Origin of the sequence: Cupriavidus sp. IK-TO18, from assembly GCF_015549295.1 — a bacterium.
In the GTDB taxonomy this organism is placed as follows: Bacteria; Pseudomonadota; Gammaproteobacteria; order Burkholderiales; family Burkholderiaceae; genus Cupriavidus; species Cupriavidus oxalaticus_A.
In genome coordinates this window covers 63,851-76,587 of the sequence record NZ_JADGMP010000026.1, presented here as the reverse complement: position 1 = coordinate 76,587, position 12,737 = coordinate 63,851, and the positions used below count along the sequence as shown (strand labels likewise).

The window sequence follows — 12,737 nt, the reverse complement described above, 5'->3', positions numbered from 1 at the left end:
ATCCGGCAGATGGCTTCGGCCGCGAGTGGCGTGCGCCCGTCATGCGGGCATGCGGATCAAAGGCGAATTATAAAGGGTCAGTGCGGGCTGGCGCGCGCAGCTTGACCGGATGCAAGGGTTGTAGGGGTAAGGGACTGGTAGCATCGGCCGCATGCACACCGCGCTCCCGTCCCTGCTGTCAGATCCGCTGCTCGTTGTCGTGTCCCTCGCCGGACTGCTGTGGGCGCTGAGCCGCCGGCCGTGGCGCCTGCTGCGGCGCAATTCGCTGCAGCACGCCTGGCTGGGGGCGATGGTGCTGGTGGCGCTGCTGTGGACGGTGCGCGCCACGCTGGTCGGCGGGCTGGTGATCCAGTTGCTGGGCGCCACGCTGATGGTGACGCTGTTCGGGCTGCCGCTGGCGCTGCTGTCGCTGTTCGTGGTGGACCTGGTGTCGCTGTTCGGGCTTGAATACCTGGCCGGCCACAGCTGGGCGCTGTTCGACTGGCCTTCGCTATGGGTGCGCTATACCTGGCTGGCGCTGGTGCCGGCGCTGCTTTCGGCCGGACTGCAGGCGCTGATGCGGCGCTGGCTGCCGCGCCATCCGTTCATCTTTATCCTGGGGCACGGCTATTTCACCGCGGGGCTGGCCGCGCTGGGCGCGAGTGCCGCGCAGGCGGCGTGGCGGCACGTGATGGCGCCGGGGCTGCCGTTCACCGTGGCCGATACGCTGGCGGCTACGCTGATCCTGGCGTTTGGCGAGGCGTTCCTGACCGGGCTGCTGGTGGCCGTCTTTGTGGTCTACCGGCCACAATGGGTGGTCACGTTCCGGGACGAAGATTACCTGAAGAATTGAGACCGGGGCGCCGGCAGTGGCGCCCGGAAAGGCTGGCCAGGAGGGCCTGAGGAGGCCAGCCGGCGCCGCAGGTCAGCTGTTGCGCGACAGGGCCAGGCGCAGCAGGTCGGCGACCGTGTTGACGTTGAGCTTTTCCATGATGTTGGCGCGGTGCGCCTCCACCGTCTTGATGGAAATGCCCAGGTCATCGGCGATCTGCTTGTTCAGGCGGCCTGCCACGATGCGCTCCAGCACCTGCTGCTCGCGCGTGGTCAGCTTGCCCAGCAGGTCCTTGGCGGCGCGCTGCTCGCGCGCGGCCGAGTGGTCGGTGCGGGCCTTCTGCAGCATGCGCTCGACCAGCGCGCGCAGTTCGGATTCGTCGAACGGCTTCTCGATGAAATCGATGGCGCCGCGCTTCATGGTCGATACCGCCATCGGCACGTCGCCATGGCCGGTGATAAAGACGATCGGGATATTGATGTTCTCGGCGATCATCCGCTCCTGCAGTTCCGGGCCGCTCATGCCGGGCATGCGCACGTCGAGGATCAGGCAGGACACCTGGCTGGCGTCGTAGGCGGCGAGGAACTGCTCGGCGCTGGTAAAGCTGCGAACCTGGTAGCCATTGCCCTCCAGCAGCCAGGTCAGCGAGTCGCGCATGGCTTCATCGTCGTCGACGATGAACACGGTCTCGCCGCGGTGGGGCGTGGGGTTTGGCGTTGCGGTCATGTAGTCTCCTCGGGACAACAATTCATTGCTGCGAAGTGTAACCGCCCCGGGGCCTCTGTGGCGAGACGGATCCCCCACATGCGTAGGGAGTCCGCGCCGGCCTGCCGGGGGCGTCCGGAACGAATCGGACAGCGGTCGAATGCGGGGATTATTGTTCGGCCATCACCGGATGCAGCGGCAGCATGATCTTGAAGGTGCAGCCAATGCCGTCGACATTGTTCTCCACCCACAGCCGGCCCTGGTGCGACTCGATGATCGAGCGGCAGATGTTCAGCCCCATGCCCATGCCGTCGGACTTGGTGCTGAAGAAGGGCTCGAACAGCCGTTCCTTGGTCGCTTCGTCGACGCCCGGACCCTGGTCGATGACATCGATATGGACGTTGTCGCCGAACTCGCCCGGCTCCACGCGCGCGTGCAGGCGCACCACGCCGCCGGCGCGCAGCGCCGGCAGGCCGGCCATGGCTTCGACCGCGTTCTTGAGCAGGTTCACCAGCACCTGCTCGATCAGCACCGGGTCGACATAGATGGTCATCGGCGGCGCCGGCAGCCGGGTCAGGATGGTGACGCGGCGGCGGGTCGCCTCCAGGTCGGCCAGGCCCACGGCATCGGCGACGATATCGTGCAGCGCCGCTTCGCGGCGCTGCGGCTGGCTGCGCTTCACGAAGCCGCGGATGCGGCTGATGATGGTGCCCGCGCGCACGGCCTGCGCGGAGGTTTTCTCCAGCACCGGGATCAGGTCTTCCGGCGTGCTGCGGCCCGAATGCAGCCGCGCCACCGCGCCCATGCAGTAGTTGTTGATGGCGGCCAGCGGCTGGTTCAGCTCGTGCGCCAGCGACGACGCCATCTCGCCCATGGTGGTCAGGCGGCTGGTGAACTGCAGGCGTTCCTCATGCTGGCGCGCCATTTCCTCGGCGGCCTTGCGCACGGTGATGTCGGTGGCGATCTGCATCTGCGCCAGGTGGCCGTCCACCCACTGGATATAGCGGCGGCGCACTTCGAACCATTTCTGCATGTCGGGCACGAACACCTCGCGCGCGTCCGACGCATAGGGCATCAGCTCGGAAGCGGGCAGGCCGGCGTAGGCGTCGACGTAATCGGTGTTGTCGCTCGAGACCTGTTCCTTGTCGAGATCGTCGCCGGCGAGCTTGAGGTGGCCCTCGGCCTCCCAGCCGAACAGCTGGCGGTAATAGCGGTTGGCGAACAGCAGCTCGGCCTTGTCGGTGGCGAGCACCGACACCGCGGCGTCCAGGCTCTCCAGCACTGTGGTGAAGCGGTCATGCGCGGCGGCCAGTTCCTCGCGCGCGCGCTTGGGCTCGGTGATGTCGGTCATCGAACTCATCCAGCCGGTATGGCGGCCGCGGCTGTCTACCAGCGGCGACACATACATGCGCGCGTAGAAGCTGCTGCCGTCGCGGCGCATCGTGCGCATCTCATAGCCGCCGGCGGGCGACTTGCCCTGCAGCGTCAGGTCGATCTGCTTCTGCATCTCCTGCTGGTCGTTCGGCGGCCAGTAGGGGAAGGGCGGCAGGCGGCCGACCAGGTCGTTCTCCTGCCATCCGGTCATGCGGCAGAAGGCGGGGTTGACGTAGGTGATGCGGCCGTTCAGATCGAGCGCGCGCAGGCCGATCAGCATCGAGTTTTCCATCGCGCGCCGGAACGAGGTCTCGGCCAGCAGCGCGCGCTGCGCCTCGGAGCGGCGGCTGGTATGGCGCCACATGCTCCACAGGCTCCACAGCAGGAAGCAGGACAGGCCCACCACCAGCCACAGCAGCATGTTGTTGGGCAGGTTCGACGGCGGCGGGTAGGCGTCGGCGCGCAGCGACAGCGAGTGGCCGGGCGGATCCAGCAGCACTTCATACGACAGCGCGTTGCCGGGCACTGGACGCAGCGAGGTGCTGGCGCGGGTCTGGTTGTTCTTATCGATCAGCGAGAAGCGGTAGCGCTCGGTCAGCTCCGGCGGCAGCAGGTGCGTCAGGATGCCGTTGATCGAGTACAGCGCGCCGAGCGTGCCGAGGAACTCGTTGTCGCGCACGATCGGCACTTGCATCAGCATGAAGCTGTCGCCGCGGTCGTTGACCAGCGGGCGCGAGTAGACCACGCGCTGGGTTTCGCGCGCGGCATCGAAGGTGTCCAGCACTTCGGGCTCGAGCGGCTGGTCCTGGTTTTCGCGCAGGCGCACCGCGAACTCGGACGTCGACGGCAGCGACCAGCGGCCGCGCTTGGTGGCGTCGAGCCAGTTGATAAAGACGATCTCGGAGTTCTCGCGCAGGATTTCCTGGGCGGCGGTACGGTAGGCGCCTTGCTCCAGTTGCGCGGCGGCGATGTCGCGCGCCAGCGAGGCCAGCTGGTCCTGGTTGCTGAGCAGCGACAGGCGTACGCGCTGTTGCGCCCAGGCGGCGTCGCGGTACAGCGCATCGCGTTGCTGCTGGCGCTCGGTCTCGTGCAGCGACCACAGGATCACGCCCATTGCCACCGTGAACAGCACGATCGCGACCAGCGGGATGAACATGAACCAGCTGGTGGCGACGAGATTGCGCCAGCGCAGCCACCACAGGCCGCGCGGGGCCGCCACCGGCGCGCCGTCGTCGGGGTCGAGGGTGTCGATCGGACCGAGCCCCGTCGCCGGAGGCGGGTTGTGGCCGGTGTCGCCCCCGGCGGCCTTGGCTGTGCCCGAAGCATCGGGAGAAAGCATGGCTGCACGCAGGCGGGAGAGGTAGCGATCGAGGAACGGCATGGGAGGGATTGACGGCTGACCGTTCAGTGTACCGAGATTATTGCGGTGCGTCGCTTGGGGAAAGCGCCAATGAAATCCCGGCCGCCGCTGTCCGCGCGGGCGCCCTTGCGGCTGGCGCCATGCGCGTCGTGGCGTGGATCTTGGTGCATTGCGTCATTATTCCACATCGTAAAAAACGATATCGCAATTTGAAAATTTCACTTGTGTTGCCCAATGGGCTTCCATAGAATCGGTTCGACCCAAGAATGCGGGCGGTAGCCATGCGCCTGCCGCGCGGAGGAGCCGGAACAGGTTCCCCGGCGGCGGCCCCGATGCAAGGCGCGGCAGCGCCGAACCCGCAACGGTGCGAGTCAACCCGTAGAGCCCCCAAAGCCGGCGCCGGAAGCGCAGGCACGGAAGCACGAATTCACCCAGGAGACAGTCATGTCCGCCGTACCAGAGCAGATTCTCGGCGCATCCAGCGCCAACGACGCCGATCCCCAGGAAACCCATGAATGGCTGGATGCCCTGCAGGGCGTCCTCGCCGCCGAGGGCCCGGCACGCGCCGCGTTCCTGATCGACAAGCAGATCGAGTACGCACGCGTGAACGGCGTGACCCAGCCGTTCCACGCCGAGACGCAGTACATCAACACCATCCCGGTGGAGCAGCAGGCCCGCATCCCCGGCGACCAGGACATCGAGCACCGCATCCGCTCGTACACCCGCTGGAACGCCATGGCGATGGTGCTGCGCGCCAACAAGCACACCAATGTCGGCGGCCATATCTCCTCGTTTGCCTCGGCGGCCACGCTGTATGACGTTGGCTACAACCATTTCTGGCGCGCCCCCTCGGAACAGAGCGGCGGCGACCTGGTCTTCGTGCAGGGCCACTCGGCACCGGGCGTGTACTCGCGCGCCTTCCTGCTGGGCCGCCTGAGCCAGGACCAGCTCGACAACTTCCGCCAGGAAGTCGACGGCCACGGCATCTCGTCCTACCCGCACCCGTGGCTGATGCCGGACTTCTGGCAGTTCCCGACGGTGTCGATGGGCCTGGGCCCGATCATGGCCATCTACCAGGCCCGCTTCATGAAGTACCTGGACAGCCGCGGCCTGGCCAAGGCCGGCGACCGCAAGGTCTGGGCCTTCCTGGGCGACGGCGAGACCGACGAGCCGGAATCGCTGGGCGCGATCGGCATGGCCGGCCGCGAGAAGCTCGACAACCTGGTCTTCGTCATCAACTGCAACCTGCAGCGCCTGGACGGTCCGGTGCGCGGCAACGGCAAGATCATCCAGGAACTGGAATCCGAATTCCGCGGTGCCGGCTGGAACGTGATCAAGGTGGTGTGGGGCAGCAAGTGGGATTCGCTGCTGGCGCGCGACACCAAGGGCCTGCTGATGAAGCGCATGATGGAATGCGTCGACGGCGAATACCAGACCATGAAGGCCAAGGACGGCGCCTACGTCCGCGAGCACTTCTTCAACACGCCTGAGCTGAAGGCGATGGTGGCCGACTGGTCCGACGACGATATCTGGCGCCTGAACCGCGGCGGCCACGATCCGCACAAGATCTACGCCGCCTACAAGGCCGCCAGCGAGCACAAGGGCCAGCCCACGCTGATCCTGGCCAAGACCATCAAGGGCTATGGCATGGGCGACGCCGGCCAGGCCATGAACGTGGCCCACCAGCAGAAGAAGATGCCGGTGGACGCGATCCGCAAGTTCCGCGACCAGTTCAATCTCCCCGTTGCCGACGACCAGCTGGAAGATGTGCCGTACATCACCTTCCCGGAAGGTTCGAAGGAACTGGAATACATGCGCCAGGCGCGCCTGAACCTGGGCGGCTACCTGCCGGCCCGCCGCCAGAAGGCCGAAGCGCTGCCGGTCCCGCAGCTGTCCGCGTTCGAGGCGCTGCTGAAGGCCACCGGCGAAGGCCGCGAAGTGTCCACCACCATGGCCTTCGTGCGTATCCTGAACACCCTGCTGAAAGACAAGCAGATCGGCAAGCACGTGGTGCCCATCGTCCCGGACGAGTCGCGCACCTTCGGCATGGAAGGCCTGTTCCGCCAGGTCGGCATCTGGAACCAGGAAGGCCAGAAGTATGTGCCGGAAGACCATGACCAGCTGATGTTCTACAAGGAATCGCAGACTGGCCAGGTGCTGCAGGAAGGCATCAACGAAGCCGGCGCCATGTGCGACTGGATCGCCGCCGCCACGTCGTACTCGACGCACGGCGTGCAGATGATCCCCTTCTACATCTACTACTCGATGTTCGGCATCCAGCGTATCGGCGACCTGTGCTGGGCCGCTGCCGACATGCGCTCGCGCGGCTTCCTGCTGGGCGGCACCGCCGGCCGCACCACGCTGAACGGCGAGGGCCTGCAGCATGAAGACGGCCACTCGCACGTGTTCCACGCCGCGATCCCGAACTGCATCTCGTACGACCCGACCTACCAGTACGAACTGGCGGTGATCATGCAGGACGGCCTGCGCCGCATGTACGCCGAGCAGGAAGACGTCTACTACTACCTGACGGTGATGAACGAGAACTACGAGCATCCGGAAATGCCGGCTGGCGTAGAGCAGGACATCGTCAAGGGCATGTACCAGTTCCGCAAGGGCGTCGAGAACAGCAACGCGCCGCGCGTGCAGCTGCTGGGCTCCGGCACGATCTTCCGCGAGGTGGTTGCCGCCGCCGAGCTGCTGAAGAAGGACTGGGGCGTCGAGTCCGACCTGTGGAGCTGCCCGAGCTTCACCGAGCTGGCCCGCGAAGGCCAGGCCGCCGAGCGCTTCAACCTGCTGCACCCGGCCGAAGCCCAGCGCGAAGCCTTTGTCACGCAGAAGCTGAAGTCGGTCCGCGGCCCGGTGATTGCATCGACCGACTACGTGCGCGCCTTCGCCGAGCAGATCCGCCCGTTCGTGCCGCGCCGCTACGTGGTGCTGGGCACCGACGGCTTCGGCCGCTCGGATACCCGCGAGAAGCTGCGCCACTTCTTTGAAGTGGACCGCCACTGGGTCACGCTGGCCGCGCTCAAGGCGCTGGCCGACGAGGGCGCCATCAGCCGCGACAAGGTGGCCGAGGCCATCAAGAAGTACAACCTCGACCCGAGCAAGCCCAACCCGATGTCGGTCTGATCCGGCAGCCTGCACCCACCCCCGCAGTACGGCGACGCCGTGCCGCGGGCGCCCCGGCAAACCGCCGGCTGGCGCCTTGCGGCATGGCGGCGTGACAGAAGCGGGCGGCGAAGGTAATCTCGCCGCTTGCGGATGTCGTGCGCGCCGGCCTGCCCAGGAGACACTGAATGAGTCAAGCAATTGAAATCAAGGTGCCGGATATCGGCGACTATGACGCCGTTCCCGTCATCGAAGTGCATGTGAAACCCGGCGACAGCATCAACGCGGAAGACGCGCTGGTGACGCTGGAATCGGACAAGGCCACCATGGACGTGCCCTCGCCGCAGGCCGGCGTGGTCAAGGACGTCCGCATCAAGGTGGGCGACAACGTGTCCGAAGGCTCCGTGCTGGTTATGCTGGAAGCGGCCAACGAGGCCTCCGCGGCACCGCCCGCCGGGGCCGCTGCGCCTGCTCCGGCGCCGGCCGCCGCAGCGCCCGCACCCGCTGCCGCGCCGGCAGTGGCTCCCGCGGCAGCCCCTGCCGCGAGCGGTGGCGGCGCCATCGAAGTCAAGGTACCCGATATCGGCGACTACGACGCCGTGCCGGTCATCGAAGTCCACGTCAAGCCGGGCGACACCATCAACGCCGAAGACGCGCTGGTGACGCTGGAATCCGACAAGGCAACCATGGACGTGCCGTCGCCACAGGGCGGCGTGGTCAAGGAAGTCAAGGTCAAGGTTGGCGACAACGTGTCCGAAGGTACGCTGCTGCTGATCCTGGAAGGCGCCGCCGCGGCACCGGCTCCGGCTGCCGCGGCGGCTCCGGCACCGGCCGCTGCCAGCGCGCCCGCCCCGGCACCCGCGCCCGCGGCGGCCCCGGCTCCGGCAGCAGCGGCTGCCGCCGCGCCGGCCGTCGCTGGCGTAAGCGGCAAGGCCGCCCACGCCAGCCCGTCGGTGCGCAAGTTCGCACGCGAGCTGGGCGTCGACGTGTCGCGCGTGGCCGGCACCGGCCCCAAGGGCCGCATCACGCAGCAGGACGTGCAGAACTACGTCAAGGGCGTGATGACCGGCCAGGCCGCCGCGCCGGCCCAGGCTGCCGCGGCTGGCGGCGGCGGTGGCGAGCTCGGCCTGCTGCCGTGGCCGAAGGTCGATTTCACCCGCTTCGGCGAGGTGGAAAGCAAGGCCCTGTCTCGCATCAAGAAGATTTCCGGCGCCAACCTGCACCGCAACTGGGTCATGATCCCGCACGTCACCAACCATGACGAAGCGGACATCACCGAGCTGGAAGCCTTCCGCGTGCAGCTGAACAAGGAAAACGAGAAGTCCGGCATCAAGGTCACCATGCTGGCCTTCATGATCAAGGCCACGGTCGCGGCGCTGAAGAAGTTCCCGAACTTCAATGCCTCGCTCGACGGCGACAACCTGGTGCTGAAGAAGTACTTCAACATCGGTTTCGCCGCCGACACCCCGAATGGCCTGGTCGTGCCGGTGATCAAGGACGCCGACAAGAAGGGCGTGCTGGAGATCAGCCAGGAAATGAGCGAGCTGGCCAAGCTGGCGCGCGACGGCAAGCTCAAGCCGGACCAGATGCAGGGCGGCTGCTTCTCGATCTCGTCGCTGGGCGGCCTGGGCGGCACGTACTTCACGCCGATCATCAACGCGCCGGAAGTGGCCATCATGGGCGTGTGCAAGTCGTTCCAGAAGCCGGTGTGGGACGGCAAGCAGTTCGCGCCGCGCCTGACGCTGCCGCTGTCGCTGTCGTGGGACCACCGCGTCATCGACGGCGCCGAGGCTGCGCGCTTCAACACGTACTTCGCGCAACTGCTGGCCGACTTCCGCCGCATCCTGCTGTAAAAAGCAGCCGCGACGCACACCGGCTTTGCCGGTGTGCGAAAGGCCAGCCACCTGAGTTGATTCAGAGGAGCGAGCCATGACTACCTGTGTTGTCGTCAAGAAGGGCGCCGAGGTGGCGATCGCGGCGGACGCGCTGGTCACCTTCGGCGATACGCGGCTGTCGCGCGCGTATGAGCGCAACCAGAAGGTCTTTCCGGTCGGCGACGGCTTTATCGCGCTGGCCGGGACGACCGCGCACTTCCCGGTCATGCGCACGCTGCTGGCGGGCCTGGGCGAGGAGTGCCGGCTGGACTCGCGCGACGACGTGTTCCGCACCTTCCTGAAGGTGCACGAGAAGCTGAAGACGGAGTACTTCGTCAACACCAAGGAAGACGAGGACGATCCCTACGAGTCGTCGCAGATCGTATGCCTGATCGCCAATCCGGCCGGCATCTTCGGCGTCTATTCGTATCGCGAGGTGTTTTCGTTCGACCGTTTCTGGGGCATCGGCTCGGGCCGCAACTACGCGCTGGGCGCGATGCACGCGGTGTATGACCGGCCCGACCTGGATGCGGGCGAGATCGCGCGCATCGGCGTCGATGCGGGCGTGGAGTTCGACAAAAGCTCATCGGGGCCGATCGAGGTCCATACGGTGCGGCTGCACGATGCAGACAATGGCGCAGCGCCGGCGGCGGATGCGGCAACCAACAACGACGGCGCGCCCTGAAGCCGAGAGGCGGGCGCGTATTGAGGAGCAAATATGAGTGTGATCGAAGTCAAGGTGCCGGATATCGGCGATTTCGACGCGGTGGAAGTGATCGAGGTACTGGTCAAGGCCGGCGATACGGTCGAGACGGAACAGTCCCTGATCGTGCTGGAGTCCGACAAGGCGAGCATGGATGTGCCGTCGTCGGTCGCCGGCAAGGTGGTGGAAGTCAAGGTCAAGGTGGGCGACAAGGTCGGCCAGGGCGCGGTGATCTGCACCGTGGAGGCCGAGGCCGCCGCCGCTGCACCGGCGCCCGCGCAAGCTCCGGCTCCGGCCGCTGCGCCTGCGCAGGCTGCCGCGGCACCGGCCGCCGCTGCGCCGGCCGCCGCAACGCATAGCGGCGGTGCCGATATCCAGTGCGAAATGCTGGTGCTGGGCGCCGGCCCCGGCGGCTACTCGGCCGCCTTCCGCGCCGCCGACCTGGGCATGAATACCGTGCTGGTCGAACGCTACAGCACGCTTGGCGGCGTCTGCCTGAACGTGGGCTGCATCCCCTCCAAGGCGCTGCTGCACAACGCCGCCGTGATCGACGAAGCCAAGGCGCTGGCCGCCCATGGCATCCTGTTCGGCGAAGCCAAGATCGACCTCGACGGCCTGCGCCACTACAAGAACCAGGTGGTCGGCAAGCTGACCGGCGGCCTGGCCGGCATGGCCAAGGCGCGCAAGGTGCAGGTGGTGCGCGGCATCGGCAACTTCCTCGACCCGCACCATATGGAAGTCGAGCTGACCGAGGGCGAGGGCAAGCGCAGCACCGGCAAGAAGACCGTGATCCGCTTCGAGAAGGCCATCATCGCCGCCGGCAGCCAGGCGGTGAAGCTGCCCTTCATCCCGGAAGACCCGCGCATCGTCGACTCGACCGGCGCGCTCGAACTGCCGGAAGTGCCCAACAAGATGCTGGTCATCGGCGGCGGCATCATCGGCCTGGAAATGGCCACGGTCTACAGCACGCTGGGCGCGGAAATCGATGTCGTCGAGATGCTGCCGGGCCTGATGGGCGGCGCTGACCGCGACCTGGTCAAGGTCTGGGAAAAGAAGAACAAGGACCGTTTCGGCAAGGTCATGCTGAATACCAAGACGGTCGGGGTGGAAGCCAAGCCGGACGGCATCTACGTAAAGTTCGAGGGCGAGCAGGCCCCGGCCGAGGCGCAACGCTACGACCTGGTGCTGGTGTCGGTGGGCCGCGCGCCCAACGGCAAGCGCATCGCCGCCGAAAAGGCGGGCGTGGCCGTGACCGACCGCGGCTTTATCAACGTCGACAAGCAGATGCGCACCAACGTGCCGCATATCTTCGCGATCGGCGACGTCGTCGGCCAGCCGATGCTGGCGCACAAGGCGGTGCATGAAGCCCACGTGGCCGCGGAAGCCGCGCATGGCGAGAAGGCGTTCTTCGATGCCAAGCAGATCCCGTCGGTGGCCTTTACCGATCCGGAAGTGGCCTGGGCCGGCCTGACCGAAGACGAGTGCAAGGCGCAGGGCATCAAGTACAGCAAGGGTGTGTTCCCGTGGGCCGCTTCGGGCCGCGCCATCGCCAATGGCCGCGACGAGGGCTTTACCAAGCTGATCTTCGACGAGGAAACGCATCGCGTGATCGGCGGCGGTATCGTGGGTACGCACGCCGGCGACCTGATCAGCGAAGTGTGCCTGGCGATCGAGATGGGCGCCGATGCGGTGGATATCGGCAAGACCATCCACCCGCACCCGACGCTGGGCGAATCGATCGGCATGGCGGCTGAGATCTACGAAGGTACCTGTACCGACGTGCCGCCGCCGCGCAAGCGCTGAGGATTCCGCAGCAAGCGCAGAACTCGCCTCCGGGCGGGTTCTTTTTTTGCCCCGAGAATGCAATTAACCGCCAGAAGCCCGAGGCCACCACACTGGGGGCCAACAGGGCGGGGCGCTGCACAAGCGGGAAAGAGAAAAACCAAAAAAAAGCCCGGCCTTTGCAGGCCAGGCTTTAACGATACCTTTGGACAAGGAGACCGCGGTACCGAGGAGACATCGGCAGACCAGGCAGTGCCGCTATCCTCGGTCGGGACACCACCTTCATCGTTGGCAAAACACACCGGCAGGTTTCCGCTTCGATGCGCTTTGCCAACGGACCGGCCGGAGCCGGTCCATCGTCAAGGCAAACAGCTATCAGGCAACCGTAGCCTTCTTCGCCGTGGCCGTACGGGCCGTGGCGCTGGCTTGCTGGGCAGCCTTGGTGGCGGCGGAAGCAGCGGCCTGGAAGTTGGTTTCAGCGATTTCCACGGCTTGCTTGGTCGCCTTCTGCACCGACTCGTAGGCGTTGTTGGCAGCCGAGATCGCCGACTTCACGATGGCCACGGTCGATTCCGAACCGGCCGGGGCGTTCTTGGCGAAGTTCTCGACCAGCGCCTGCACGTTCTTCGAGCCTTCGGCCAGTTGGGCCTCGGCCACCTTGGTGAACTCGCTCTGGGTTTCCGAAGCGATTTCGTACAGGTGACGGGTGTAAGCCAGGGTCTTCTCGGCGACCGGTTGCACGGCTGCGGCCTGCAGGGCCAGCAGTTCCTGTGCGTCCTTGGCCGACAGCGCCTTCTTGGCGTTTTCCACGTTTTCGGCGAACGTGGTCTTCACGACCTGCAGGTTCAGTTCGACAAGCTTTTCGACGCCTTCAAATGCCTTGGTAGTCAGGCCGAACAGCGTTTCCAGGTTTGCTTTTTGCGCTGCTGCGACTTGTTCCGGGGTCAGGATCATTGCTGGTCTCCAGTGGTGAACTTCAAGGTCAAGCAAAATACAAAAATAAGCCGCCTAGATGTC

At 66.2% G+C, this 12,737-nt stretch carries 8 protein-coding genes; 5 read left to right on the top strand and 3 right to left on the bottom strand.

Annotated elements, in window-relative coordinates:
• Window positions 1-151 precede the first annotated feature (151 nt).
• Window positions 152-832 (top strand): hypothetical protein, encoded by a 681-nt coding sequence (locus IPF36_RS18890; protein ID WP_133097426.1) that lies wholly within the window; start codon window positions 152-154, stop codon window positions 830-832.
• A 72-nt stretch (window positions 833-904) separates the two neighbouring features.
• Here IPF36_RS18890 and IPF36_RS18885 read toward each other — a convergent pair whose 3' ends face one another.
• A complete protein-coding gene (locus IPF36_RS18885) occupies window positions 905-1,537 on the bottom strand; it encodes a response regulator transcription factor (protein ID WP_029047707.1) in 633 nt (210 codons plus the stop codon).
• Window positions 1,538-1,685: 148 nt separating this feature from the next.
• Window positions 1,686-4,271, bottom strand: coding sequence for a PAS domain S-box protein (locus IPF36_RS18880; RefSeq protein ID WP_135704999.1), 2,586 nt, complete (start codon window positions 4,269-4,271; stop codon window positions 1,686-1,688).
• A gap of 423 nt (window positions 4,272-4,694) precedes the next feature.
• Here IPF36_RS18880 and aceE point away from each other — a divergent pair, with 423 nt between their 5' ends.
• From aceE to lpdA, 4 genes are all read left to right on the top strand, one after another.
• A complete protein-coding gene (gene aceE, locus IPF36_RS18875) occupies window positions 4,695-7,382 on the top strand; it encodes a pyruvate dehydrogenase (acetyl-transferring), homodimeric type (RefSeq protein WP_135705000.1) in 2,688 nt (895 codons plus the stop codon).
• A gap of 167 nt (window positions 7,383-7,549) precedes the next feature.
• On the top strand, window positions 7,550-9,214 hold the full coding sequence (gene aceF, locus IPF36_RS18870) for a dihydrolipoyllysine-residue acetyltransferase (RefSeq protein WP_135705001.1): 1,665 nt from the start codon (window positions 7,550-7,552) through the stop codon (window positions 9,212-9,214).
• A 76-nt stretch (window positions 9,215-9,290) separates the two neighbouring features.
• A complete protein-coding gene (locus IPF36_RS18865; protein WP_133096797.1) occupies window positions 9,291-9,920 on the top strand; it encodes an MFS transporter in 630 nt (209 codons plus the stop codon).
• 33 nt (window positions 9,921-9,953) lie between these two features.
• A complete protein-coding gene (gene lpdA / locus IPF36_RS18860) occupies window positions 9,954-11,741 on the top strand; it encodes a dihydrolipoyl dehydrogenase (protein ID WP_133096798.1) in 1,788 nt (595 codons plus the stop codon).
• A gap of 354 nt (window positions 11,742-12,095) precedes the next feature.
• Here the strand turns inward: lpdA and phaP1 are convergent, their stop codons facing one another.
• Window positions 12,096-12,674 carry a TIGR01841 family phasin PhaP1 gene (gene phaP1, locus IPF36_RS18855; RefSeq protein ID WP_133096799.1) on the bottom strand — a complete coding sequence of 193 codons (579 nt, stop codon included), beginning with the start codon at window positions 12,672-12,674 and terminating at the stop codon, window positions 12,096-12,098.
• Window positions 12,675-12,737: the final 63 nt, after the last annotated feature.

What these genes read in the sequence shown, in the direction of transcription:
- IPF36_RS18885 (WP_029047707.1), bottom strand. Translation starts at nt 1,537, where the DNA reads ATGACCGCAACGCCAAACCCCACGCCCCACCGCGGCGAGACCGTGTTC.
- aceE (WP_135705000.1), top strand. Translation starts at nt 4,695, where the DNA reads ATGTCCGCCGTACCAGAGCAGATTCTCGGCGCATCCAGCGCCAACGAC.
- IPF36_RS18865 (WP_133096797.1), top strand. Translation starts at nt 9,291, where the DNA reads ATGACTACCTGTGTTGTCGTCAAGAAGGGCGCCGAGGTGGCGATCGCG.
- phaP1 (WP_133096799.1), bottom strand. Translation starts at nt 12,674, where the DNA reads ATGATCCTGACCCCGGAACAAGTCGCAGCAGCGCAAAAAGCAAACCTG.
- lpdA (WP_133096798.1), top strand. Translation starts at nt 9,954, where the DNA reads ATGAGTGTGATCGAAGTCAAGGTGCCGGATATCGGCGATTTCGACGCG.
- aceF (WP_135705001.1), top strand. Translation starts at nt 7,550, where the DNA reads ATGAGTCAAGCAATTGAAATCAAGGTGCCGGATATCGGCGACTATGAC.
- IPF36_RS18890 (WP_133097426.1), top strand. Translation starts at nt 152, where the DNA reads ATGCACACCGCGCTCCCGTCCCTGCTGTCAGATCCGCTGCTCGTTGTC.
- IPF36_RS18880 (WP_135704999.1), bottom strand. Translation starts at nt 4,271, where the DNA reads ATGCCGTTCCTCGATCGCTACCTCTCCCGCCTGCGTGCAGCCATGCTT.